The sequence below is a fragment of the Enterococcus sp. 3H8_DIV0648 genome (assembly GCF_002140655.1).
Classification (GTDB): domain Bacteria; phylum Bacillota; class Bacilli; order Lactobacillales; family Enterococcaceae; genus Enterococcus_A; species Enterococcus_A hulanensis.
In genome coordinates this window covers 2,883,498-2,908,944 of sequence record NZ_NGLG01000001.1, presented here as the reverse complement: position 1 = coordinate 2,908,944, position 25,447 = coordinate 2,883,498, and the positions used below count along the sequence as shown (strand labels likewise).

General features: G+C 41.5%; 29 protein-coding genes. 3 read left to right on the top strand and 26 right to left on the bottom strand.

Annotation, left to right across the window (positions count from 1 at the left end; translation table 11 throughout):
- Window positions 1–17 precede the first annotated feature (17 nt).
- Window positions 18–200 (bottom strand): hypothetical protein, encoded by a 183-nt coding sequence (locus A5875_RS13430; RefSeq protein WP_088934065.1) that lies wholly within the window; start codon window positions 198–200, stop codon window positions 18–20.
- A 260-nt stretch (window positions 201–460) separates the two neighbouring features.
- Complete coding sequence (locus A5875_RS13425) at window positions 461–1,099, bottom strand: GntR family transcriptional regulator (protein WP_088934064.1); 639 nt, start codon at window positions 1,097–1,099, stop codon at window positions 461–463.
- 222 nt (window positions 1,100–1,321) lie between these two features.
- Here A5875_RS13425 and A5875_RS13420 point away from each other — a divergent pair, with 222 nt between their 5' ends.
- On the top strand, window positions 1,322–2,488 hold the full coding sequence (locus A5875_RS13420; protein ID WP_422851541.1) for a NupC/NupG family nucleoside CNT transporter: 1,167 nt from the start codon (window positions 1,322–1,324) through the stop codon (window positions 2,486–2,488).
- An 82-nt stretch (window positions 2,489–2,570) separates the two neighbouring features.
- On the opposite strand, the gene xylB is transcribed toward A5875_RS13420, so the two are convergent.
- The 5 genes from xylB to A5875_RS13395 are packed head-to-tail and all read right to left on the bottom strand — an operon-like array spanning window position 2,571 to window position 7,585.
- Window positions 2,571–4,052, bottom strand: a complete 1,482-nt coding sequence (gene xylB, locus A5875_RS13415) for a xylulokinase (RefSeq protein ID WP_088934062.1) — start codon at window positions 4,050–4,052, stop codon at window positions 2,571–2,573.
- A gap of 6 nt (window positions 4,053–4,058) precedes the next feature.
- Window positions 4,059–4,754, bottom strand: coding sequence for a D-lyxose/D-mannose family sugar isomerase (locus A5875_RS13410; RefSeq protein WP_088934061.1), 696 nt, complete (start codon window positions 4,752–4,754; stop codon window positions 4,059–4,061).
- Window positions 4,751–5,194: an HIT family protein gene (locus A5875_RS13405; protein WP_088934060.1), complete on the bottom strand. Its 444-nt coding sequence runs from the start codon at window positions 5,192–5,194 to the stop codon at window positions 4,751–4,753. The genes A5875_RS13410 and A5875_RS13405 overlap by 4 nt, the downstream gene beginning before the upstream one ends.
- Window positions 5,195–5,208: 14 nt before the next feature.
- A complete protein-coding gene (locus tag A5875_RS13400) occupies window positions 5,209–6,264 on the bottom strand; it encodes a zinc-dependent alcohol dehydrogenase (RefSeq protein WP_088934059.1) in 1,056 nt (351 codons plus the stop codon).
- Window positions 6,257–7,585, bottom strand: coding sequence for an MFS transporter (locus tag A5875_RS13395; protein WP_088934058.1), 1,329 nt, complete (start codon window positions 7,583–7,585; stop codon window positions 6,257–6,259). The genes A5875_RS13400 and A5875_RS13395 overlap by 8 nt, the downstream gene beginning before the upstream one ends.
- A gap of 159 nt (window positions 7,586–7,744) precedes the next feature.
- Between A5875_RS13395 and A5875_RS13390 the strand changes: the two genes are divergently transcribed.
- Window positions 7,745–8,608: an AraC family transcriptional regulator gene (locus A5875_RS13390; protein ID WP_088934057.1), complete on the top strand. Its 864-nt coding sequence runs from the start codon at window positions 7,745–7,747 to the stop codon at window positions 8,606–8,608.
- Between the two features lie 128 nt (window positions 8,609–8,736).
- On the opposite strand, the gene A5875_RS13385 is transcribed toward A5875_RS13390, so the two are convergent.
- The 13 genes from A5875_RS13385 to rbsR form a co-directional block, all read right to left on the bottom strand.
- Window positions 8,737–10,599, bottom strand: a complete 1,863-nt coding sequence (locus A5875_RS13385) for a BglG family transcription antiterminator (protein WP_088934056.1) — start codon at window positions 10,597–10,599, stop codon at window positions 8,737–8,739.
- A 92-nt stretch (window positions 10,600–10,691) separates the two neighbouring features.
- Window positions 10,692–11,996 carry a PTS sugar transporter subunit IIC gene (locus A5875_RS13380; protein ID WP_088934055.1) on the bottom strand — a complete coding sequence of 435 codons (1,305 nt, stop codon included), beginning with the start codon at window positions 11,994–11,996 and terminating at the stop codon, window positions 10,692–10,694.
- A gap of 6 nt (window positions 11,997–12,002) precedes the next feature.
- Window positions 12,003–12,293 (bottom strand): PTS sugar transporter subunit IIB, encoded by a 291-nt coding sequence (locus tag A5875_RS13375; protein ID WP_088934054.1) that lies wholly within the window; start codon window positions 12,291–12,293, stop codon window positions 12,003–12,005.
- 36 nt (window positions 12,294–12,329) lie between these two features.
- Window positions 12,330–13,724 (bottom strand): glycoside hydrolase family 1 protein, encoded by a 1,395-nt coding sequence (locus A5875_RS13370; RefSeq protein WP_088934053.1) that lies wholly within the window; start codon window positions 13,722–13,724, stop codon window positions 12,330–12,332.
- Window positions 13,717–14,052: a PTS lactose/cellobiose transporter subunit IIA gene (locus tag A5875_RS13365; protein WP_088934052.1), complete on the bottom strand. Its 336-nt coding sequence runs from the start codon at window positions 14,050–14,052 to the stop codon at window positions 13,717–13,719. The genes A5875_RS13370 and A5875_RS13365 overlap by 8 nt, the downstream gene beginning before the upstream one ends.
- 142 nt (window positions 14,053–14,194) lie before the next feature.
- Window positions 14,195–14,509, bottom strand: a complete 315-nt coding sequence (locus A5875_RS13360) for a hypothetical protein (RefSeq protein ID WP_088934051.1) — start codon at window positions 14,507–14,509, stop codon at window positions 14,195–14,197.
- 10 nt (window positions 14,510–14,519) lie between these two features.
- Window positions 14,520–14,849 carry a hypothetical protein gene (locus tag A5875_RS13355; RefSeq protein ID WP_088934050.1) on the bottom strand — a complete coding sequence of 110 codons (330 nt, stop codon included), beginning with the start codon at window positions 14,847–14,849 and terminating at the stop codon, window positions 14,520–14,522.
- A 195-nt stretch (window positions 14,850–15,044) separates the two neighbouring features.
- Window positions 15,045–15,347 (bottom strand): DUF5960 family protein, encoded by a 303-nt coding sequence (locus A5875_RS13350; protein ID WP_088934049.1) that lies wholly within the window; start codon window positions 15,345–15,347, stop codon window positions 15,045–15,047.
- A gap of 31 nt (window positions 15,348–15,378) precedes the next feature.
- Window positions 15,379–15,780: a hypothetical protein gene (locus A5875_RS13345; protein ID WP_088934048.1), complete on the bottom strand. Its 402-nt coding sequence runs from the start codon at window positions 15,778–15,780 to the stop codon at window positions 15,379–15,381.
- A 169-nt stretch (window positions 15,781–15,949) separates the two neighbouring features.
- Window positions 15,950–16,837, bottom strand: a complete 888-nt coding sequence (rbsU, locus tag A5875_RS13340; protein WP_088934047.1) for a ribose/proton symporter RbsU — start codon at window positions 16,835–16,837, stop codon at window positions 15,950–15,952.
- A gap of 24 nt (window positions 16,838–16,861) precedes the next feature.
- Window positions 16,862–17,257, bottom strand: a complete 396-nt coding sequence (rbsD, locus tag A5875_RS13335; RefSeq protein ID WP_088934046.1) for a D-ribose pyranase — start codon at window positions 17,255–17,257, stop codon at window positions 16,862–16,864.
- A gap of 16 nt (window positions 17,258–17,273) precedes the next feature.
- Window positions 17,274–18,179, bottom strand: coding sequence for a ribokinase (gene rbsK, locus A5875_RS13330; protein ID WP_088934045.1), 906 nt, complete (start codon window positions 18,177–18,179; stop codon window positions 17,274–17,276).
- Between the two features lie 98 nt (window positions 18,180–18,277).
- On the bottom strand, window positions 18,278–19,270 hold the full coding sequence (gene rbsR, locus A5875_RS13325) for a ribose utilization transcriptional repressor RbsR (protein WP_088934044.1): 993 nt from the start codon (window positions 19,268–19,270) through the stop codon (window positions 18,278–18,280).
- Between the two features lie 173 nt (window positions 19,271–19,443).
- Between rbsR and A5875_RS13320 the strand changes: the two genes are divergently transcribed.
- Window positions 19,444–20,370 (top strand): alpha/beta hydrolase, encoded by a 927-nt coding sequence (locus A5875_RS13320; RefSeq protein WP_088934043.1) that lies wholly within the window; start codon window positions 19,444–19,446, stop codon window positions 20,368–20,370.
- Window positions 20,371–20,391: 21 nt separating this feature from the next.
- On the opposite strand, the gene A5875_RS13315 is transcribed toward A5875_RS13320, so the two are convergent.
- From A5875_RS13315 to A5875_RS13290, 6 genes are all read right to left on the bottom strand, one after another.
- Window positions 20,392–21,354, bottom strand: coding sequence for a sugar-binding transcriptional regulator (locus A5875_RS13315; RefSeq protein WP_088934042.1), 963 nt, complete (start codon window positions 21,352–21,354; stop codon window positions 20,392–20,394).
- Window positions 21,355–21,465: 111 nt separating this feature from the next.
- Entirely contained in the window at window positions 21,466–21,819 is a 354-nt protein-coding gene (locus A5875_RS13310) for a PTS glucitol/sorbitol transporter subunit IIA (RefSeq protein WP_088934041.1), read from the bottom strand.
- Between the two features lie 28 nt (window positions 21,820–21,847).
- Window positions 21,848–22,912 carry a PTS glucitol/sorbitol transporter subunit IIB gene (gene srlE, locus A5875_RS13305; protein ID WP_088934040.1) on the bottom strand — a complete coding sequence of 355 codons (1,065 nt, stop codon included), beginning with the start codon at window positions 22,910–22,912 and terminating at the stop codon, window positions 21,848–21,850.
- A 13-nt stretch (window positions 22,913–22,925) separates the two neighbouring features.
- Window positions 22,926–23,459 (bottom strand): PTS glucitol/sorbitol transporter subunit IIC, encoded by a 534-nt coding sequence (srlA, locus tag A5875_RS13300; RefSeq protein ID WP_088934039.1) that lies wholly within the window; start codon window positions 23,457–23,459, stop codon window positions 22,926–22,928.
- Between the two features lie 15 nt (window positions 23,460–23,474).
- Window positions 23,475–23,852: a transcriptional regulator GutM gene (locus A5875_RS13295; protein ID WP_088934038.1), complete on the bottom strand. Its 378-nt coding sequence runs from the start codon at window positions 23,850–23,852 to the stop codon at window positions 23,475–23,477.
- A gap of 56 nt (window positions 23,853–23,908) precedes the next feature.
- Entirely contained in the window at window positions 23,909–25,159 is a 1,251-nt protein-coding gene (locus A5875_RS13290) for an NAD(P)H-dependent oxidoreductase (RefSeq protein ID WP_088934037.1), read from the bottom strand.
- Between the last annotated feature and the right edge of the window lie 288 nt (window positions 25,160–25,447).

Genomic DNA, 25,447 nt, shown 5'->3' with positions numbered 1-25,447 from the left:
TCCTCCACTCCATTGATTTAGATCAAAAACTTTAATCTAGACACTGTGAATGCCACAGCGTAAACAGTCAGTATAAAAAGAGCGGCAATAAAAATGCAGAGGGCGACAAAGACAACTTTTTCTCCTTTGCTAAAGGTCTCCTTTTTTCGTTTAGCATCTTCATTTTTTTTAGAAAAAAGAAGTTTTCCACGAATTCTCATTTTTACACCTCATCTTTTACTTCTTAAACACAGTCTAGCCATCAAAAAACAATAGACAGCTACGAATTGTTAAACTGTTGTTAAACTAGACCAAAACAATTCTTTAACCGGTTTTGATGAAAATTGCCGCAGCCGCTCAAAAAAATAAAGTCATAAACCTATTTCAGTAAAAAAAGAATGGTATCTTCTTTTTCACACCTGAACTCGGTTTATGACTTTAATGTAAAAAAAAGGAAAGCCGCGGCTTTCCTTTTTCGGGATTATTTATCTGGGTAAAACAAATGCTGCATCCGCTGTAAGACCAGCTCATTGCCGACAAAAAACAAGGTATCGCCGGCACAGATCTTGGCGTAGGGTCCGGGCGACAGCAATAGCTCATTGTTTTGCTGAATGGCAATGATGGTCGCACCAGTCTCATGCCAAATATTTAAGTCATTGACTGTGCTTTCTAAGTGCTCCGCCTCTTCGGTCAGCGTCAATTCGTAAGGAACAAAGGGCGCAACATTATGGACCCGCTTGGTTTGAGATAAAAGCTGATTCAACAGCTCGCTGACATTATCCAATTCCTGCTTCTGTTTTTCCACGCTGGCTTGAATCTCATTTTTAATTTCTTGGATGGATTGCACATCTTGATATTTTTCAAAATAAACCTGCGCCTTTTCTCGCGATAGGACATATGCGCCGCTGCCATGACGGACCTCCATGATGCCAAGGTCGACCAACACATTGATCGCTTTGCGGGCCGTTTCGGGAGAAACATTGAAGTTGCTGGCTAAAGTCGAACGTGCATGAATTTTTTCTCCTACTTGATAACGTTTGTCGGCGATCCGCTCAGCGATCTCTACCGCTACTTGCTGATAGCGCGGCAGCAAGACCCGCTTTTTGTTTTCCCCTTCCATTCCGATCCCTCTTTTTCTGCTGAATTCTTTTCAAGCATAGCATATTTTTTTTGGAAAAGCTTTAATCATTGCAAGAGACTAAAAATGAAGTTGTTAGTGTTTTCGTGTTTAGAATTTATTCATAGAGGCATGGTTTTCATAGCTATCCTTCGCAATTTTTTGCAAAAAAAGCTACGCTAGTTCAGATTATTTTTTCTAACTAGGAGTGATTCTTTGCATTTTATGATAGGTATTATTGGGTTAGGGATTGTTCTGGCCTTAAGTTTTTTGATCAGCAGTGATCGTAAAAAGATTCGGTATTCGCCGATTTTGATCATGCTGGTGCTGCAATTTTTATTAGGTTTTATTTTACTGCGAACTACGGTGGGAACAACGATCGTTGGCGGCTTGGCCGGTGTTTTTGATGCTTTGCTGAGTTTCGCCGGCTCCGGCGTAGATTTTGTATTTGGCGGAATTGCGAATAAAGGCAGCTTTCCCTTTTTCCTAAATGTCTTGATGCCGATCGTCTTCATCTCTGCGATCATCGGGATCTTGCGTTACATTAAAATTTTGCCGCTCTTCATGAAGGGTGTCGGTCTTGCCCTCAGCAAAATCAACGGCATGGGCAAATTGGAATCTTATAACGGGATTGCGTCAGCGATCTTAGGTCAATCAGAAGTCTTCATCTCTATTAAAAAGGAATTACCGACATTATCTGAACAGCGCTTGACCTCCATGAGTATCTCAGCGATGTCGACTGTTTCCATGTCGATCGTGGGTTCTTACATGGCACTGATCCAACCGCGGTATGTGATTACTGCATTGGTATTGAATTTGTTCGGCGGCTTCATCATCGCATCGATCGTCAATCCTTACCAATTGGAAAACGACGAATTAGTGATCGAAGAGGACAAAGAGCAAACCTTCTTCCAAATGCTGGGGGAATATATCTTAGACGGCTTCCATGTCGCCGTCACTGTCGCAGCGATGCTGATCGGTTTTGTGGCATTGATCGCGATGATCAATTTCATTTTTGCTAAAAGCACCGGACTGACCTTCCAAGAAATATTAGGTTATGTATTTGCGCCGCTGGCATTCATCACGGGGATTCCTTGGAAGGAAGCCGTGGACGCCGGAAGCTTGATGGCAACCAAGCTAGTGACGAATGAATTTGTGGCGATGACTGAATTAGCCAAAGGCAGCTGGGACTTCTCAGCGCGGACAACCGCCATCATCTCTGTCTTTTTAGTTTCCTTTGCAAATTTCTCTTCTATTGGCATCATCTCTGGTGCCATGAAAGGTCTTAATGAAGAAAAGGGCAATCTAGTTGCCAAGCATGGCTTGAAAATCTTATTAAGTGCTAGCCTTGTCAGCTTCTTGAGCGCGATTATCACAGGCCTGATCTTTTAACCACTCAAAACAACCGTCAATATCCATATATGCTGGATTTTGACGGTTGTTTGATTATTATGCGTATGCTAGAAAGGTCATTCTATTCAGTGAACAAATCAACATTGTTCGAATAGATTTTTTTATAGTTTTCGTATGCTTTCTCATAAGCTTGGACATCGCCTTCGTTCGGATACACAGTCTCAGAATAGTGAACAAATTTATTGATGCACTGCTCTAAAGAATCAAACCATGAAAGTCCACTAGCAGCGATCATCGCAGCGCCTAAGGAAGGTCCTTCCTCTGATGCAAGAGTGACAATAGGCGTATTAAATATATCCGCTTGAATTTGCAGCCACTCCTTGCTGCGTGCTCCTCCTCCGACAGAAATAATCTTTTGAAAATTTTTATCTCCAATTGTTTCCATTAATACTTGAGAGTCTTTGAGCGAAAAAGTAATGCCTTCAATCACCGCCCGCGTAAACGTTGAAAATGAATGGTGATTATCGATCCCCATAAAACTGCCCCTTACTTTGCTGTCAAAATACGGGGTTCTTTCTCCAGCAATATATGGTGTGAATAGCAACCCATCTGAACCGGGTGGAACATCCTTAACTAAATAGAGCAGCTCCTCAAAAGTCTGCATCGGCGCAAATGTCTTTTTGAACCAGTTTAGACTCGCTCCTGCAGAAAGTGTCACACCCATCGAATAGAATTCATTGGTGAAGGCATGATTGAAAAAATGTAGTTTGCCTTTATAATCAACTGCTGAATTGGTTTCCGCAGTGAGGAAAACTCCAGACGTACCAATACTGACTAAAGCTGTGTCTGACGAAATTAACCCCGAACCAACTGCCGCGCTTGCGTTATCTGCTGCCCCAGCAAATACTGCCACATTTTTTTCAAAATGAAATTTCTGTCTGATATCTCCCCTTAAATACCCAGTAAAATCAAAGGCATTCACTAAAGGCGGTAATCTATCCAAAGAAATCTCAAAGCAATCCAGCAGCTTTTCGGACCATTTTTGTTCTCCCACATCTAATAACAATGTTCCCGCCGCATCAGAATAATCCATAGCCAACCGACCATTTAAGTACCACCGCAGATAATCCTTAGGCAACAATATATGTGCGACTTGCGCCCATATTTCTGGTTCATTCTCCATCACCCAAAGTATCTTCGGCAATGTAAAACCTTCAAGCGCTCGGTTCTTGGTTATGTCCAGGATTTCCGAACCAGCTCTTTCCATAATTTCTTTACATTGTTCTGTCGTTCGAACATCATTCCATAAAATAGCCGGACGTAAAACATTGTAGTGCTCATCTAGTAATACGAGACTGTGCATTTGACCCGAAAAACTAATTCCTTCCAATTCAGACTGGAAATCATCTACCTTTTGAGCCAGTTTTGAAAAAATAGTCGTACATGCTGCTAGCCAATCACTAGGATTTTGTTCACTAAAGCCTACTGTTTCTGAAAAAACCTCATATTGACTTGATTCACTGCTAATAACCGTACCTTCTTTGTTCACTAGTAAAGCCTTTAGAGAACTGGTCCCTAAATCAAGGCCAAGTACATAACTCATCGGTCATCATTCCTTTATACTGATCGTGTCATAGTCGCTAAAGAGAAAATATTTAGCTGCTTCATCTTCTTCAATCGAAATTAATCGAGGAATATCCTCCAGAAAACGATTATCTGTTTTATCATCATTTGTGGACGACACTTCAAATAGCATAATTTTCCCTGTCCCTTTGATACCTCTCCACTGATGATATACACGCGGTGTCAAAGTAATACTGCTTCCGGGAAGCAATTGAACTACGGTACCCGGCGGCACTGTAAAGCGCTGACCGTCTGAAACATACGAAACCGCAGAAGCTTCATCTAACTGATCAATTTCATCAGCATTGTATAAAGTGATCTCCAGTGTTCCGCCGCCTCGGTTAATGATGTCTTCCATTTTTTTCCAATGAAAATGAAAAGGCAGCTCCTGACCATCCTCCACGATTAATAATTTTTCACAATAGGGTTTGGGATATTTGTCAGGATGATTGTAATTACCATTACGAAAGGTAAAACTCGTTAGACCCTTCTCTAAATACTTTCCTTCTCCAAAATCGGTGACATCCCACCCCAGCATATTATCGATTATTTCTTCTGATTGCGTAGTAAGATTTTTCCAATCTGCTTGTGTGAAGTACGCAAAATTTGGATAGGATAGACCTCTTTCTTTTGTAAAGTCAATTGTTTCATCAATAATGCGATTAATCATAGAGCGTTTCATCTTTTTTGCGCCAACCTCTCTCTAATTTGCTGAATGAGCAGACTATATTCCTTCTCATCTTCAATTAATTGTACATTTTGAGGTGTGTTTACAAAGGCTTCATTCCAGTCGTTATCAGCAGTTTGTTTTGGTACTAAGTGGAAATGAAGGTGCGACACAGTGTCCCCGTAAATGGCATAATTTATTTTGTCGCAATGCGTAAGCGATTGAATTATTTCAGCAACGTCAGACACTTCTTGAATAAATTCTTGTAAATCAGAACCATGCAATTCAAAAAGTTCATCCACATGCCAATTCAAAGCAACGATAATTCTGCCAAAATGAGTTTGATCGCGATTGAGATAAACTGTAGAGGCAGATAATTTCGTGATCTCGATCATGCGTTCTTTCTGAACCTGATTATGCTCACAATAAAAACAGCCTTTTTTAAAATTATGCATAGCTTCAGCCTCTCTTAGTTGTCGTATCTGCCATCATCATGACTAGCATCGCAATCAATCATGACATGGATAACATTCGCTTGAGTATGATTGCGCAGTTCAAAGGCTTTTTCAATCTGAGAGAGCGGGAAAATATTGGTTACCGTGCGCTCGGTATTAATTAGACCGTTTACGACCATATCTCGTCCTTCTCTGAACAATCGATGATTATCAACATCACGTTTAGGCTCAGTGGTTAAAAGATCGACACGTTTACGATGCATTTTGAAGAAGTCCATTGTTTTTGATGTTTTGCCAATTCCGCCATACATAATTAATTTTGCATTTTGAGCGCAACATTCTAAGGCATCAATAACTGAATCTCCTTCTAATAACGCAGGAATTACTACATCAAAACCATCTGGGAAATCATTTCCTACAACATCCATTGTCGGTGTATCCGCAGTTGGGATCTTATAAGTATGAGTGGCGCCAAAGTCCTTGGCTATTTCTAATTTCTCATCATACAAATCAGTTACTACAAGATTTTTAGGACTATACAAATGTGCAAATTGAGTCAATTGCAAGCCGCTTACTCCTTGCCCCATGATCAAAACATTTTTTGCTTGGCTGATTTCAGCCTGCTCCATACCCGTTAAAATAGTCGGCGTGATCTCAATCAAAGAACCATGCATCAATGGAAATTCCTTTGGCAAGACAACTGCTGAAAATGGATCACACGTAATGTATTCAGCAAAAGCGCCCCAGACATAACGCAATGAAACGTGATCGCCCACTTGAATACCCACAACATGTTCTCCTACCTCGTCAACAATCCCAGCGACCTCATGTCCTAATCGCATTGGATAGGTTAAAAATTCTGGCGTACGCGCGCCTCGGTATACTTCTAAATCAGAGCCGCAAATTCCGACCCATTTAACATCTACGCGAATTTCATTTTCTTTCGCATGAGGGATTTTGGCATATTTAATATCAATTTTCCCAATTTCTTCCATAACCGCAACTTGCTGCGTGCCCTCAGTTCTTTCATTGATCCATTCCATTTCCGGCACAACCATTTTTCTAACCATTTTGTACTTCCTCCAATATTTCATTTTTTTTACTACTTTGTTTTCCAGTTTTTAACAACATGACCAAACATCCTGCGACAATTAATGAAGCAGATAAGAAATACATTCCCGACACTGTTGAGTGCGTAATATCTTTAAGCCAGCCAACAACGTAAGGACTGATAAATCCTCCTAAATTACCTAATGCATTAACAATCCCTAATCCTACGGCTGCTATTCTCGGATCAATATCTGTTGTAATTGCCCAATATGGACCAGACCAAGCATAAAGTCCCATTGCCGCGATACAAATGAAGATCAGCGAAAGATATACATTTGAAACTGAGGCAGAAATGAGAAGACTGATCCCGCCGATAATAGCTCCAGCCGCAGTGTGATAAATCCGTTCACCCGTTTTGTCAGAGGATTTTGCGTTTAACATTAACGTCACAGCACCAAACAAATAAGGAACGGCAGTTAACCAGCCGATAGTCATAGTAGAACTGCCTGTTGAAATCCCCTTAATCATTTGTGGCAGCCAAAAGGTAATTCCGTATAATCCCATAACATAAAAAGTATTCATAAGAGTCAGAATCCAAATCTTTTTATCCTTTAATGCTTCTCTAAACGGGGCAGAAATTTCTCCATGCTTAGAGCTCTTTAAGCGATCTTTATCTAATTCTTTAACAAGCCATTGCTTCTCTTCTGCTGTTAACCACTTCGCTTTAGATGGATCATCGCTTAGATACCAATAGGTAAAAAAGCCTAACAATATTGCTGGCAATCCGACAATGATAAATAGCCAGCGCCACCCGTCTAAATTTAGAAATTGATGGATCTGAGTAATGATCGTAGTAGCAACCGGCGCCCCAAAGGCATTAGCCAACGGCGGTGCGATCATAAATAAGGCGATCGCGGCTGCTCGTGTCTTACTTAAAAACCAGTAGGTCACAATCAAGGTCATGCCTGGAAATAAGGCTGCCTCAAATATTCCCAACAAGAACCGCAAAACAACTAACCCTGTTACTGTTTGTACAAAACCGGTAAGCAGCGTAACGGTTCCCCATAATATCAGGATCAAGGAAATCCATTTTTTTGCGCCTACCTTTTCCAGAATCATATTTCCTGGAATACCAAAAATAAAATAGCCAATAAAGAAAATGCCAGCAATGAAGCCATACGTGGTAGCTGTTAAACCTAAATCAGTGTCCATTCCACCTAATGAAGCGTATGTGATGCTCGAACGATCTAAAAAGGCAACAAAATAAATTAAGAATAGATAAGGTAAAATATGCCACCTTACTTTCTTTTGTGCTATAGTAGCCACGGTACTTCCTTCCATACTACATTCCTCCACAAAAAACCGGCCTGGTTAATTAGTATCGTTATAACGTAGAACAATTAATCTTTTGTTCTGACTACAGTCTATATTTTTGACAGCGATTACATTCGTCTATTATGATCACTATAATCGCTGTATCTGGAACAAAGGGAGGTTCATATGAGAGATAGAGATATTCAAATCTTGTGGATTAGTGGCAAATCATACAAGTTCGGCAACAAAATAGAAACTCATAAGCACAAGTTTTTTCAATTACAATTTTTTCTTTCGGGATCTGAACAGCTGCACTTGGACGAACAGAGTTTAATCTTAAAAACCAACCATTTAATTGTGATTCCACCGAATACGTTTCACAGTTACAACTTCTTACAAAATTCGACGGTACTTGATATTAAGTTCAACATCAGTCCTTCGTTTTATGAGATCATCAGTCCCATCCAAAATAAAAAGGATTACTATTTAAATTCGCCTTCGTCTTTATTGTTGCTTCAACAATTACAAACAAGTGCCACTACTTCGATTCAAAATAAGGAAGAATCTTGGGCTATTACGCTAGATACCCTACTAAAACTTTTTTTGTTAGAAGTCTATCAAGAAAAAGTGCAGTATGAATCTTTATCTTTTATTGAAGATTCTTTGTATCAACTAAATGAGTCCTCAAAGATTCAGCCCATCATAAATTACTTGAACAATCATTACTCTGAAAATATCAGTTTAGAAGTTCTATCAAGTACATTCCATTACAGTCCAAGTTATATCACCCGTATTTTCAGAGATGCTATTCACATGACGCCAAACCAAGTTCTTCAAAAAATACGATTAGAAAAAGGGATTCAGCTACTAGATTCTTCAAATTATTCTGTAGAATATATCTCTAACTCTGTAGGCCTTTCTTTAAATTACTTTTCTAAATATTTTAAAGAACACAAAGGAGAAACCCCAACGAGCTATCGGAATCATAAGAGGAAAAAAATTGAAAGTCTGATTTTATCGGAAGATTTCGATCTATCACTGGAGCCTTAACTTTTCTTATTACCTCAACGCTCACAAAAAAGGCCCCTCTAAGTAAGTTAGAGGGGTTGGTTTATTTCATTCGCTTTTTATCATTTATTTTTCGTGTTTCAAATTTGAATGCTCGACTGATTGTTTGATTAATCAGCAGCCTGACAGATCTGCATGAAATCTTGAAAATTTGTTTGCTTTGCGAGTTTTTTTACTCGAGCAGCGTCGTTTAGCATCACTACCAGTTCTTCAAAGAGCTGCTCAAAGGAATTATCCCGTTCTTCCTTTAACGCCAGCAACAAAACCAATTTGACTTTCTTTTCTTTCCATTGCAGCGGTTTTGACAATGAACAAATCGCCACCGCGTTCTTCTTCGCTTCACGTTTGATCGCATGAGGCAGCGCATAAAAATCTCCGAAGGCGGTACTGGATAACGTCTCCCGCTGCAATACTTTTTCTACATAATCCTTTTCGCAATAGTCTTTTTCCCATAGTTCCTGACAAAGGAAGCGAATCGCTTCTTCTCTAGTCGTAAATTCTTGCTGAGGGAAAAACAGTTCTTCTTTTAAAAATGTTGGTAACACAGAAGGCTGCTGATTTTCTTCGATCAAGATTTTTTGAATCTTGGCTAAATCAGAGTCTGTCAAAAAGGAGTCGTAGTGATAGATCGGAACAGTAGTTTTCACATCTAAGGCTTCCGTTGTTAAGATCAATGACTGATCTTTTGTAATTTCGTCAGTCACCGCAAAGATGGATTCTGCCACTGACAATTCGACTTCAAATTCCTGAATCTTATTCAATTGATTCCTAACGACCCGCTGATTGCCAACACCGTAAGGAGATACCAGCAAGATGCGTTTTTTCTTATGCATTCGAATATTTTCTAAGGCAGAAAGAAAATGCAATGAAAGGTACGCGACTTCGTCTTCAGGAAATTGGATGCTCAGCTGCTCTTGGAGAAAACCTGAAGCATAGACGCTCACATTATAGACAAAAGGAAATTTACTTTTGATTTCGTCTAATAATGGATTGACCAGATATTGCTTGTGAGCGGAGCGCTTATACAAAGCAGAAACATGGGTCATCAGATAATCAGTAATTTTTTCATCCTGAGTAAAATCAATGAAAAAAATCGAATCGATATTCTTCAATACCCCTTCAATGATTCGTTTCAGCTTTTTATCCGCCAAATCCTCATCAGAGACGACCGAACCAGAATAAAGTCGATAGATATACGCATACTCCTCTTCTGGTATCTCAACGCCAAAAACCTGTTCCAGTCGATCAACCATCGCTAAAGTCAGCTGTTTACTTTTACCTTTCTTTAACACAGCCTGCGATGGATTCAAATAGCTTTTCTTACTCACTCTTTCTAATAAAACCGCGATATGCAAAATAAACGAGATCGTTGAGAAATCATTGATAATAAATCCTTCTTCTTGATGGACGTTTACTATCACTTTCGATAATTTTGCTAAATCAAGCTGATCAAAATAATCGGAATAATTATCTAAACTCAGCTTGTTCGTTTCAATCTCTTGATTTAAAAATAACGTAAAGACGCGGCGTTTAGCTGCTTCGTCACCTTCAATAAAAAGCCGGTTATGCTTTCTTTTGATCATGAGCCGCTGATCATTTTGGCTAATCAGCGCATTTAGCTCCTTGACCATCCGATCCAAAGTAGATTCACTGATGAAGAAATCATCGGCCAGCTCGTAAAAGTCACAATCTTTTTGGTCTAACAGTCTTGCCAGTAATTCAAATGAAAGATTAGGAGACTGCTTTTCGATCTTGGCCTGTTGAAATCGGCTTATTTCAGGGTTTAGAGAGAACCCTGTCCCCGCTTTTGAAAGGATCATCGGCTGTTCAGAAAGCTGATTCAGCTGCTGAATATCATTTCGAATCGTCTTCGAAGAAACTCCCAGCTCTCTTGACAGCTGACTGGCAGTGGAAGGCTGTTGATTTAGGGACAATTTCTCTAGGATCTTTTCTTGTCTTTGAGAAATATTCACTATGATCCCTCCTCTAAATAAATGACTTTTAACTGATCGTTATCCCAATAAAAGCATAGAAGCCGCGAAACTTCTACGCTCTTATTATAACATTAGGCTGATTCTGTATCGCTCTCTTTTTCCAGTTGAACAAGGTTCTTCTCATACACCTTCAAGAAAGGATAATACAAAAGCCCATCTAAAACGATCAAGATCACGACTAACACGATAGCTCGCCAATCCATCGTAGAAAGAAACGCTCCGATCGGTGCCGGCATCTGCCATGAAAAGACTGCGAAAGTCTTCCCAACGATCCCCCATGACATGCACAAGTAAGTGACAATACCATTCAATACCGAAGTAAAAATGAATGGGAAGAAGAAAATCGGATTCAGCATCAACGGCGTTCCAAAGATCAACGGCTCAGAAATCCCGAATAAAGAAGGAATCAATCCGATTTTACCAACCGTGTTTAACTGTTTTGATTTCGAACGCATCATTAAAAAGGCCAATGCTAATACTGAACCTGACCCGCCAATGATAACGAAGTACGTCCAAAACGGTGTTGTAAAAATATTACTGAGATCATTGCCCGCCATTTTCTCAGCCGCATTGATCGATAAGTTTCCATCACGAATCGGACCAAGAATCCCTGCCAAAGCCGCATCATGAATCCCAAAGAACCAGAATAAATGGATCAAAAAGACACTGATGATCGTAAACGGCAGGCTATCGGCCGCCTTGAAGCTTGGAGCCATAATATTGTATAAGAACTGAACCGCCGTCGTATCAAATGCGTGGAAAATAATAAAGATCACTGAAAAGAAGGCCATCAAAATCAAACCTGGAACCAAAGAAGCAAACGTTTCTGATAGCGAAGCCGGAACACTGTCCGGCATCTTGATCCGGCCGATATTTCTCTTGCGCATCCAATGGTATCCCTCCACCGTAACGATCGCGACAAAAAGTGACAGCAGAATCCCTCGCCCATCTAAAAAGCTGATCTCGACTTCTTTACCGTCCCAACCCATTTTCAATGGCGTCAATACAAGCATCAGAAAGCCGACAAGGGCAAACATGATCGGACGCAAAACGTCTTCTTTATAATGACGGCATAAGAAGTAGGTCACACCTACACAGATAAATAAGGCCATCGCACTCAAGGTCACGCCGCTGATCCAATTTAAAACCAAGCTGTTTTTTTCTGCAAAGCTGGCCCAAGCTAACAAAAAACCATTTTTCGTATCTTCCGTCACGGGCGGTGCATTCAAAATGATCGGAATCGAACCAAACAAAGTAATTGGCAGCATGGACATAAAGGCATCGCGCGTCGCTTTCAAATGACGCTGCTGACTTAATTTATTTGCTAAAGGTGAGATGTATTTATCCATCGTATCGCTAAATGTACTAAATCCCATGACTACTTATCCTCCAATCAATTTTTTGATATCCTCATAAACGCCTTTGCCATCCATAATGCCATATTTCATTGGCGAGATCGCCTCGACCGGAACCTCAACTGCCGCTTCGATCTGAGGTTTTAAGAAGCGGATTTGCGGACCGATCAATACTAGATCCACACCCTCAAGATAATCTTGATATTCTGATTCACTATAAGCACTTACTTCCAATGTATGATCAGAGGCTGCTTCGATTTTTTTGGCTAACATCCCCGTCGACATTCCCGCGTTGCATACCAACATGATTTTTTTCATTTTTTTCCTCTCCTTCTTCAAAATATATTTCGGCAATTATTCAAACGATCTTCTCTGGATTTTTTCGCCGTTGCTTTCGATGATATCCTTGAACCAATAATATGAAGCTTTAGGTTTTCTGATCTGAGCATTTTCAAAATCCACAGCGACTAAGCCGTAGCGTTTCTCTACACCATTTTTCCATGAATACAAGTCAAATGAAGCCCAAGCATAATAACCGCGAATGTCTGCTCCTTGATCCATTGCATTCATAAGGGCATTGATGTGATCATTCATAAATGAAATCCGATAGTCGTCGTTCACTTGATCCACTGTCACGTCTTCACGTACACCGACACCATTTTCAGTCACATAAATCGGCAGGTGATAACGATCCCAAGCCTCAATCAAGCCGTCCTGCAAACCTTTTGGATAAATTTCTGTATCCCAAGCAGTAAACTCGTTGTTTGGATCTTTGACTTGTTCAAACCAGCCCTTGATAACTACCTTGCTCTCGCCTTTTTTTCCAGAATGATTGAATACCAGCTGCGTTTCGCCTTCGGTATAAGGCTTCACTAACGCCCGCGCATAGTAGTTTAGTCCGATAAAATCAACCGTATTTTCTTTGATAATCTTCAACTCTTCGGTTTTCATAAAGCTGATATCATAATCTTGCGCTAGCTTAGCTACAAGATCGATCGGAAACTCCCCTAAAGCTGCGGTATCTAAAATCCAGTTGTTACAATAATTATCCGCATAGCGCATCGCGATCCGCGTTTTGATCGAATCATCAACACCATTTACCGGTGTGTAGCTGTGAACGATTCCTACTTGACCTTGATAGTTCCCTGTCCGAAATGCTCGAACACCCAAAGCACTAGCCAGCATCACATTATAGGCACCGATCATCGTCTTTTGTACATCTTGCAGGCCTGGCGGATAATTTCCAATAAAGTAGCCGTTGGCAATAAACCATTTCGGTTCATTAAATGTCGTCCAGTTTCGGACCTTATCTCCAAAATGTTCGTAGCAGACCTTTGCCAAATGTTCAAAGGCGTAAGCCACTTTGTTATTCAGCCAGCCGCCTTCGTCCTCCCAATATTGGGGAAGATCCCAGTGATAAATCGTGACAAAGGGCTCAATATCGTACCGCTGACAAGTTTCTAACAAGCGCTGATAAAAGGTGATTCCCTTTTCATTGATGTCGCCTTCTTTATTCTTGATGATACGCGGCCAAGAAAGAGAAAAGCGATACGAATTCTGTCCGCCTTCTTTCATCATCCGAATGTCTTCCTCAAAATGATGGTAATGATCACTGGCAATATCGCCGTTTTCCAAATCATTCTCATGCAAATAACGATCCCACATTGATTCTGCCTTGTCGTCTACGTCCCAAGCACCTTCACATTGATAAGAAGCTGTCGCTCCGCCCCATAAAAAATTCTTATCCATTCATAGTCTCCTTCCATTTATACAACTCGCCAAACTCACCGATCATATCAACCGCTATATCTGTTGATGTTAAATGTCCTTCAGCGTGAACCAGTAGTAAATCAACTTCATCCATGCGTTCTTCAGCAGAAAGCCGACGAAGCATTTCAGCATGCGCTTTATGGGCTAATTTGATTTCAGCCTTTGCTGATTGATATTTTTCTTCAAATAGTTGAAATTCGCCTTGCTTTACAGCCTGCAACGCTTCGTATGCATCACTTTTTGCATTTCCGGCATGTAAAATAATCGCCATTGAATCCATTTCTGTTCCTATTTTTGCTTCTCCCAAGTAAACTCCCTCCTCTTTTTCTATAGCTCAACTATAAAGCGTTTTCTAAAAGAGATAAATTTTTTATTTTCCACATTAAAGTGGAAATTCCTTTTTTCGAGAGAGTTATGACGAAAAAAGAGCCGCACACTCGTGCAGCTCTCTAAATGGTTTTTATTAATTTTAACTTGATAAAATGCCCTTCGGCAGATTCGACAACTTGTTCTATTTTATAATGAGGAACAAACGTGGGTTCATCCACTTCTAATAGCGTTACTTCTTTTCCAAAGCCAGGAATGCCTACTACTAGATTCTTTGTCCCTAAATGCAGCTGCATGACATTTTGCAGCTGCCCGGAAATCTCTAGCAAGGCTTTTTTGTCCTTGCTTTGACGCCAATTTTGTTGATGCAGCAGTCGTAAGCCGCTCCGTAAAATAGTATTTTGAACGGTCTTCTGTCGAATGACTTCTTTCCACATAAGCCGCTCCTTAAGCAGCCTTTTCTTCCACTGTAACGGTTACTCTGACACCTAATTTACGACCGGCTTCAACCAGCTGATCGCCTACTTCTGAAGGACAATCTAAATAAAAGACAAAAGCCGAGTAATCCTTTGCGAATTTATTTAAGAATCGTTCGCCTTCCTCCACTAACGATCGCCCAGTAAGACTTTCGTAAAAAATAACTTGCTTATTACGTAAGAAGGTTTGTGGCATTTGCTTTTTCACGCCAACAACTGCTACTTTTTCCCCCTGATAATTTCGTTTGATATGATCCCAGATTTGTTGTTCTGGTTCCGCTTTCTTTTCAAGAATAAACAATTCATTAACTCCCTTTCAGTTTTTAATTCATCGCCTGCAGGAAACAGCCCTGCTGCTGATAAATCATGCAAGACCATCACCTCCCATTCTTGCTAAAAAAATAACAAACCATATTGTATCCATCATACCAGCTTCTTTTTTTAAAGCAAGCTCAAAAAAAGACCTTCAAGCTCTTAAACTTGAAAGTCTTTCCTATTACAGCTGCTCATCTTCAGCAATTTCATATTCATACGGCGACCCTTCATAGAAGAATTGGGTAGAAACAGTCGCTTCATTATCCAGCGCGATCAATTCTTTGCGGAATGGAAATCTGACCGAATGACCCTTGATCGTGTCCTCTCCCGGCAAGATGTAATACAGTTTGTCATCTGGCGTCGGTTTGTTTAGTTGCTCCATCACCTTATCGATTACTTGTTGCTGATCGATCGCTGCGTCTCTTGCGACCTTTTTATAATCCTCTAAAAAAGCAGCTTGTCCTTCAAAATAAGTCATGTCCATTTCTCTCATCCTTTCAACTTAATACTTCATATTACTCTGTTAAATCTAAATGACCAGCTTCTGTTTGGAAGACAGGCCAGCTGCCCGCAAGCTCTAAGCGAATCAAATTTAATTCTGGATATTTTTGGATCGCTGCTTTTACAGATTCGATCAACTGACTTTGTTGGGCTAGGTGTTCTTCCAGCGGCAAAAGCTGGTCTTGATCAAGAATTTCGCTATACGCTTGATTTTCTTGAATAATCTCGTGAAACGCGGCCTTAAATAAGCGTTCAATTTTTCGTATGAACTTGGGCTTATTATCTATCGTATATGCCACTTGGGATTTTTCTATCAGAAAAGTCGCATAGATCAAAGGCACAGTGGACACAGGCTTCATTGGTGACACATAATAAAAAGCCTCCTCCAGAATGTCTAATGAAATGGTTAGCTTCATAACCTCTCCTTCTTCCTACTCTTTCTAAAACAAAAGCTCTTATGCTATTTTAGCTCAAAATGTCCTATAAAGCGCTTTTTTTGAATTCCCCATAGCTTTCATAGAAATCATCCGCTTCGATTTCTTTAAAAACATTTCTGCGAAAAAAAGCTGTCGAAAATCGACAGCTTTAGATCATTACCGTCATCGCAGCGGCTGCTAAAATCAGCACCAAACCGATGATCGTAATCGTCATTTCTTTTTTGGTTTTCTTTTGTCCTAAGAACCAGATCCCGGTTAGGGTTGCGAGAACCACGGAAGTTTGGGATAGGATGAAGCCGGTTGCCAATCCATTCATGTTCGGTTGTGCAGAGATCAAATAGGTCAAGGCTGCAAAGGCGAAAAAGAAGCCGGAAAAAATATGTTTATAAGAAACTGCTTCGGTCAACGCAGATTTCTCTTTGTCCTTCACACTTAAAATCACAGAGTAGACCAGCGCCACTAAAAGCATGCCGATCGCTTGCGGCAAGAAGGCGTGCATCCCATCGATACTGGTTGCTTGCGGTGCAGCTGAGTAGGCCCAATAACCGATTTCACCGACTGCTAATAATAGTACGGCTTTTTTCAAAATGCTGGCTTTTTCTTGTGTCTTTTCTTCTGTCCAAACCGTCATCCAAGCACCTAGGATGATCAAAACTAAGGCAAAGCCGCCTAATAATTTCGCGCTGACACCTGGCCAGTCACCTAAAGCAAAGACTCCCCACAAGGAAGCTCCCAGTAATTGAAAGGCTGTTGTGATCGGCATCGCCCGAGATGAGCCGATCAAGGTGAAGGATTGGAAGGTAATGATTTGAGCAATTGCCCAGCCCACACCTGAAAGGATCGAGAAGATCAGATCCATTCCAGTCGGAAGTCCCATCCCGTTGACGATCGCAAAGACTAAGGCAAAAATCAATGTGCCTAAAGTCGAGCCTAATATTTGATTAACGGGGCGTCCGCCAATTTTTGATGCAATGGTTGGATAAAGCCCCCAACCTAGTAACGGACCTAAGCCGATCAAGATCGCTGTTGTGTTCATGCTATTTCCTCCTCATTGCGGTGTTTAAAATACGACGCCGCTTTCCAATAAAATGTTCGCGTATGGGGTCATTTCACCCGTCCGGATAAACGCTTTGCTGTCATGCAAGGCAGCCTTCATCTCGCTATGAGGAATAAATGTCACAGGGGTTTCAGGTAAGCGTGCTTGAATTTTTTTCAGCATTTCAGGATTTTCGGTTTTAATTTCTTCTGCTAAATAAATTCGTTGAACCGCTAGTTCCTCCAACACATTGTTTAACACATCCATAAAACTAGGAATGCCGTTATCTACTGCTAAATCGATTTTTTCCGTTGTCATTGGGACCGGCATGCCGGCATCGCCAATACTTAATTGATCAAAATGACCCATTTGTGCGATCACGCGTGAAATATCTGAGTTGATGACTTTGCTTTTTTTCATGATAAAGATCCTTTCGTTAGTTCAATTCGTTTTTGTATGGAATAGATGGTTGTGCGCCGAAGCGTTGAACCGTTACTGAAGAGGCCTTGTTGCCATATTTGATTGCTTCTTCTAAATTACTGAAGTCTTTTTCCAAGACGCTGCTCATGGCACCGATAAAGGTATCGCCGGCGGCAGTAGTATCTACTGCATTGACCTTGAAAGCTGGAACGATCCCATTGCGTCCATGAACGTCGTAAAAAGCACCCTTGCTGCCGATCGTAATGATCACCGCTTCGATTCCTAACTGGTGTAAATGATCCGCCGCTGCTTTTAGGCTTGCTTCATCCGTCACCTTGATCCCTGTTAAAATTTCTGTTTCGGTTTCATTAGGGATAATCATATCTGTGACCTTCAATAATTCTTCAGGAACCTGTTCCAAAGCCGGTGCTGGATTTAGAATCGTTTTTACACCTGCTTCACGGGCGATTGAAAAAGCTTCGATCGTACTTTCTAAAGTGCTTTCAAATTGGGCGACGACAAAATCACTGGCTTTGATCACATCCGCATGTGCTTGTACTTGCTCCGGCGTAAATGCGTTATTAGCACCTGAATGGATCATGATGCTGTTTTCCCCTTGATCATCCACGATGATGTAGGCTTGGCCGGTTGCTTGCTTTTCTAAGGTTTGCACGCCAGACAATTCAATGCCTTCTTCTGATAAAAGCTCACGCATCATTTCGCCTGCTTCATCATTGCCGATAGCGCCGATGAAGTTGGTAGCGGCTTCAGATCGTTTCGCTGCGACGGCTTGATTGGCGCCCTTGCCTCCGCCGGCAGAAAAAATTTCTTTTGTATGCATCGTTTCTCCAGGTTTCGGCATTTGCTTCACGCGAATCGTGCGGTCAAGATTGATACTTCCAATAACTGTAATCGTATTCATTTTATCCACTCCATTTCAAATTGATTCATTTGCTTTTGATTAAAACGTTTTATTAAAACGTTTTAATTCGACACCAAAAATATAGCACAGCTTGAAAGCTATTTCAAGTGTGCTGTTGAAAATCGTTGAATTAATTGAACCGGCAGTGTCTTTTCTTCCCAATCTTTCTCCGGCTGCTCGATTCTTTCCAGTAATAATCGTGCGGTCGTTTGGCCTAATTCATAGATGGGCTGCGCGATCGTGGTCAGCTGCGGCGTAACGTATTCGCACATATCGATATTATCGTACCCGATCACACTGTAGTCCTGCGGAATTTTTTTCTTCGCCTCAGCCAGACCTAGATATAACCCAAAAGCTATTTCATCATTGATCGCAAAAATCGCCGTCGCATCCGTTTCAACAATTTTCTGTACTGCTTGGCGTCCGCCATCTTTAGACAGCTCCCCATTGATCAGGAGCGCATCGGGATAAATTTCTTGAAAGCCTGTTAAGCGTGTTTTGATATTTTCCGTCGCATCTTCCGGTAAAACAACCGCGACCTTTTGATGGCCTAATTGTCTCAAATGTTCGCCGGCAATTTTTCCGCCAGAAAAATCATCGGTCAAGACTGCATCGCTGAAGCCTTCTGCCTTCTTCTGGTCCAACACGATATAGGGCAGATTCTTTTTTCGCAGTGTTTCATTGATGGCCTGATTCGAGATCGCCGAACTAGCGATGATGTAGCCGTCAACTCCGCGCCGACTCAATTCTTCTAAATAATCGGTCTCTTTTTTCGTATCAAGATCCGCATTACATAGCATCGTCACGAAATTCTCGCGATACAAGACCCCTTCGATCCCGCGAACCAGCGTACTAAAAAACGGATTGGTGATATCCGGAATCAACACTCCAATCGTCTTACTTTTTTTCATGATCATTCGCCGCGCAAAATAATCGGGTTCATAATTCAGATCCGCTTTGGCCGCCAAAACCTTTTCGACCGTTTTGGGACTAAATTTCCCCTCATTGCCGTTTAAAATTTGGGAGACTGTTGCGATCGAGACCCCAGACTGTTTCGCGACATCCTTGATGGTGATTTTTTTATTTTTCATCTGCTCTCTCCTGCTTCATAGTAAGGTAATGATTGTTCGCGCCGGATATCATCCTGCTTCAAATTCTGCTACATTTTCTCATGGATAGCTGGTCCTGTAAATACACCAGTTGGAAACTTGCTATAGACTTGATTTTTTTCTATACTGCTAATGATATGTTTTAGGAGGAAAAAATGAATAGACCAACAAAAATTATTCTAGGGATCATCCTAGTCTTAGTGATTGTATTAATCGCGGCGGGAAATTATTTCTATTCCTATGCCGTTGTTCCAGCTAAAAAGGATTTTCTGGCGGACGGCTCCAAAAAGAAATCGACGGAATTAATTTCCGCCGAAAATTGGTTCAATGATAAAAACAATCGCAGCGACTGGCAGCTTACCTCAACCGACGGACTGAAATTATCAGCGTATTATTTACCTGCGGAAAAGGATCAGCATAAAACGGCGATCATCGCTCATGGCTATATGGGGCAGGCTTCTGATATGCCGCAATACGCGAAAATCTATCATGACCTCGGTTATAATGTTTTGATGCCGGATGCTCGCGGACATGGAAAAAGCGAAGGCGACTATATCGGCTTCGGCTGGCATGAGCGGAAAGACTATCTGCAATGGATCGACCGTGTCGTCAAAAAAGATCCTCAATCTGAAATCGTTCTTCACGGTGTCAGTATGGGGGGCGCGACAGTCATGATGACCAGCGGTGAAAAACTGCCAGACAATGTCAAAGCCTTTGTTGAAGATTGCGGCTACAGCTCAGTGAAGGGCGAGCTGAACTATCAGCTGAAGCAAATGTTCAATCTGCCGTCATTTCCTTTGATCCCTGTTACCAGCTTGGTGACAAAAATTCGTGCAGGCTACTTTTTTGGCGAAGCAGATGCTATCAAACAGTTGAACAAAAACAAGCGTCCAATGCTTTTTATCCACGGTGATAAGGATGATTTTGTCCCTTATTCGATGCTGGCTGAAGTTTACGCCGCCACAAAAGGACCCAAAGAACAATATGTCGTTCACGGTGCCAAACACGCCGAAGCATTGAGCAGTGATCCTAGTATGTATCAGAAAAAAGTGACCGAATTTATCCAAAAATATGTACCTTAACTTAAATAAAAACCGAGACACTCAGTGTGCCTCGGTTTTTGCTTGTTCCAATAAATATTCAGCTAAGCTGTCGGTTACGGTAATATGAGTGAAAATCTTCGTCTTCGTTCCCACATACAGTACATCCTTTTTACTTTCTTCGTAGCAGGCGACTGCTACATTTGAGATTTTGCGAACCTCTTCAACGCCTAATCCGATTACATTTTCATTGATCTCACAGGAAACCTCTTGTCCTGCCTGATCGATGAATTTCGAATTGACATCACCGATCACCCCTAATTTTTCCAATCCATCAATGTCCTGCTGATCAACGTAACCGATCTCAGTCATCGTATTGTTTTTAGAAAAAGGGCTGGCGATTCCAACTAACGCAAAATCAACATTTTTTCCCGCTTCCAAGACATCCCGAATCCCGTCGTTTTCAATCAAGCTCTTTTTGATAAAGGCATTATCCACCAATGCCGGCGCATATAGATACTTGCATTTCGCCCGCAGTTTTTTCGACAGATCATAGGCCAACTGATTGGAATGGACATCCACCATCTCAGAACCCAGCCCGCCGATCAAAGGAATGATCGTGGCATCCGCATGATTCTCATAGGGATATTCATCGACGATCCCGCGCAGCATCTTGCCCCATGAAAGCCCGATTGTTTCAGCCTTCGCGATTTCTTTTTGGAAAGCTGTGATCGCTGTTTGAACCAGCAAGCGTTCGACTTCATCCTTGCGCAAACTGCTGGTATCAAGTACCGCGGCCTTTTTTAACCCGAATGTTTCTTCTAAAGCCAGTTCCAATTCAATCGAATAGGCGCTTTCGCTCTTTATAAAAATATCAACAATGCCTTCATTTTTTGCGTCATTCAAATACTTTGAAACCAATGAACGAGAGATGCCCAGACGTTTGGCGATCTCCGACTGCTTCAAATTCTTTTTGTAATACATCGTAGCTACTTTTACGATGTCGCGATTATGTTTTATAGCCATTTCGATCCCATCCTCTGAACAACTTTTGGTCACATTCACTATACGGTTGATTCTGCGAGGGCGCAAGGAGAAAAGGATGCACCCGTATTCGGCACATCCTCGACTTTTGCTCTAAATAATCTCGATCACGCCGCCGACTTCAAAGCTTGGGAAAACTCCCGGGCTGACAATAATGGCTCCCGGTAAAATTTCTCCGATCGCGTTACGAAAATAAATCGAAATATGTCCCAATTCTTCAAAATTCGCATTTGCCTGTGAGCCGACCTCTTCGATCGTGAATTCTTGATCGCCGAATTTAACTTTTCCGCCGACTTTCAGGGCATCTTTCGGACGATCCTCAAATTCATGGATCACACAAATATCTCTCAGCTCCGCAGTTGCAGAAGGACCAAACAAAATAATCAAGCGTTCCTCTTCAAAAGCAGGCACCATGCTGCCGATTTCAATAATTTTAGATTTTACCATCCATCCATTCGCTCCATTCAAACTTTTTTTAATACATACCGAAACTAGCTAACCAAGCCAAAATTACCGCCGTGAAGCCTGTCAGCATCCGACCGTATAAAATCGCCGGTACTCCGATGGCCACAGTTTCCGGTTTTGCTTCTCCCAGTGATAAACCAACCGGAATAAAGTCACAACCTACGTGAGCATTGATCGCAAACAACGCTGGCAATGCATACTGGACAGGAATCGAACCGTTCGCAATCTGCGTACCGATCAAAACACCGATAACCTGCGAAATTACGGCACCAGGTCCCAAGATTGGCGACAAGATCGGAATACTACAAATCAAGGCCAATACGATCATCCCCGGCAAAGAACCTGCTAACGGCGAAAGAACCTTCGCTAACCAGTCACCAATACCAGTATAATTGATAATTCCCACGATCATACTGATAAATGCCATAAATGGAATAATATTTTTCAGCAGCATATCTAACGCGTCACGGCCTGATTGATAGAAGGTACTCATTACGCCGCCGATTCCCCGAGAGAAACGAACTAGGAAGCTGTCTTTTTTGGCTTGTTCTTCCTTATGCTCCTCTTTGATCTTCGAATATCTTTCTCTAAATTCTTCTTCCGATTCGCGACCTTCCGTCACTATTTTTTCCGTTGTCGCCGCAGATTCGGCATCTTCAGCATGTCCATGATTGATAGCCGCCATTTGACGATCCTCAAGATTCGCATCTTCCAGCACAGCCACATCTTCCGGCCGAACACCTGAAACGAAAATATCTTCGGTAATATGTTTTGATAATGGACCAGAAGGAGAAGACGGCAATACATCGACTGTCGGGATACGCTTCATTGGGTAAACACCGATTCGCGCTGTTCCGCCGCAGTCAATGACCGCACATAATGTTTCTTCTTCAGGAATTTGATTCTTAAAGCCATCACAGGCAATCCCGCCAGTCAGATCAGCGATTTGCTGCGCCACTGGATGGATACCGCCGCCGGTAACAGAAACAACTTTATTTTTTTGCTCATTCGGTGTTAAGGTCAAACCAACACCCCAGCCCTTATTTCCAGGTTTTACAAATACTGTTTTGTACATTACGATTCCTCCTTTACGCAGTCGCTTTCTTCGCTTCTCTAGCCATCATAAATTTCGTCAGTTTTTCCGTGACGATCCCACGCATCAAAATCACGACAATCCCTACTAAGAAATAGCGAACTGCCAAGCTTGACTGACTAAAGCCGGCCTTTGTCACACCATTTGCAATACCAAGATAAACAAACAGCTCGCCTGCGTTAGCATAAGGGAACAGCCCCGTTACTGGATGGACAAAAGATACCGCTGCATCATAAAAAGCAGGCTTCTCTTCTTCCCGAACAAATTTACCAAACGTATAAGCCATCGGGTTCGTCAACATCAAAACAGCCAAGATCGGCATCAACGAGTAACGTAAAATCATATATTTTGAACAATAGCGGATGGCTCTGTCAACACGTTCTTCACCGATAAATGCAATGACTGAATAAGTAAAAGTTAATAGTACGATCAATAATGGTACGATCCCGGTCATGTAGCCCATGAATTGTTCGCCACCGGCTTCAAACATACCAATAAAGTTTTTTCCTGCCCATTCGATATATTTCATTATAAAATCCTCCTTTTAGGTAACCGCTTCCAATTTGCGTGTGTAAATTTGTGCCAGTGCCTTTTCTATTTGCGGCGCCTTTTTTGCCTCTGCCGCTGTCCGATAGTTAACTAATTGTGCTCCTTGGTAGGACTGCTCCTCTTTAAAGCGTGCAAAGATCGTCAACCCTTTGCAGATATAGCACTGAATGACTTTTCCCTCAGCATCGACAACAACTGCAACAATTGTCCGCAGTACTTTTCCCTTAACAACTTCGGTATAAAATTCATACTCTGTTCCTGCTTGTTCAGTGGTGATCTTCTTGATGAAGCTTTGATAATATTTCACCTGAACAAGACTTAAAAGACTTTGACTAAGCATTAAAACGATCAACACAATAACTAAGCCGCTCATAAGCTACATCCTCTCCAAAAGCAGATGAGGATATCCCCCATCTGCCTAAAATTTACCTACTCACCAAATGTCGAATCTTGAAGCTTCCGTAAACGATAAACCGTTGTTGATTCATCGATTTCAATGTCATCATACGTTAAGAAAGTGCCGTCTTTAATATCACGTTTTGCAACAGATGAACCGCCGACTAAACCAATTGGCACATTGTTGTTCTTAACGAGATCCGCATGCGTTTCTAACACACCGCGAACACAATATCCGCCGATACCGTCGATTTTTTCTCCGGCCTTAATATCTTTCTTCGCTACCGCAACTGTTTCAGAAATCGGTGCGCCTAATGGAACGATCGCATGATCATGATTTAAGACTGCTTTAGCGATTGTGATCGGTGTTTCTAAGCTTGCTAAGTGATATGGACGATATAAGATATGGTGATCGCGGTCGCCTTTTTTCATCAAGTAGCTTAATTCATGACGTGCACCATCGTTTTGTCCTTTAACGATGACGAACACTCCTGGTGCTAACCCATCCACATATTCAACGACACCATATTTATCTAAGACACCGCCGTTTTCTTTCAGGTCTAAATCCTTAACTACTGAATCGACGTCGCCGCTGATGCCGTGCATACCCACTTTATCAGGAACAAAACCGATTGCATTTGATAATAAGTTCATTTCTGCCATGGTCTTCGTACCATCTTGGAAAGCTGCTAACATGTGGCTGGACATTTTCTTAGAATCTGCTTCTGCTTGTGCGGTATCTGGATTTGCGCCAACTTTTAACTTGTTGTTCTTGCCTTTACCAGCGACCAGCACTTCCATGCCCATACTTTTCGCGAATTCAAACAACTCTGTCGTCGCAGCGGGTTCATCGCCATCAGAACCGGTATAAACTAAGTTTGCTGAATCATACATTTTCTTCATCAATGGTCCGATCGTGATATCCACTTCCACGTTCAACAATACGATGTGTTTTTTCGCTAACAGTGTTTCTAACGAAATTTGTGCGCCGACTTCTGGCACTCCAGTCGCATCCACAATAACTTCTACCTTATCCGAATGAATGATTTCTTTAAAATCTGAGCTGACTAGAATGTCCACTTTCTTCTCTGCACTTGCATTGTACGCATCCGCTGCACGCTGCGCAGCCTCTTTATTGATGTCGCTGATACCTGTTACTGCCATTCCCGGAATCGTCGAAATCTGAGCAATCATCCCAAATCCCATTTGACCTGCACCAATTACCCCGACTTTGATCGGCGCACCATTTTTTTCTCGTTCCAAAAGCTTCCCGTAAAGTGTCATTATTACCCCTCCATACTTTTTTGACATATGACAAAGCCTTTGACATATGCCTTGAGACACCCTTAGTATAACACCGTAAACAACCATGTCAACGCTTTCTTTTCACAAACTATCATTTTCCAGCAATTGGAACATATGTTACAAAAGTGTTTTGTACCGTAAAAAACGTGATATATCAGCAAACACGAGATAGCATCTATTATATTGAAATCATTACAAGAACATTAGAATCACAATTGCACATTCTTTAAATAACGAATCTTCAAAGGGCAGTTATTTGTTCTAATT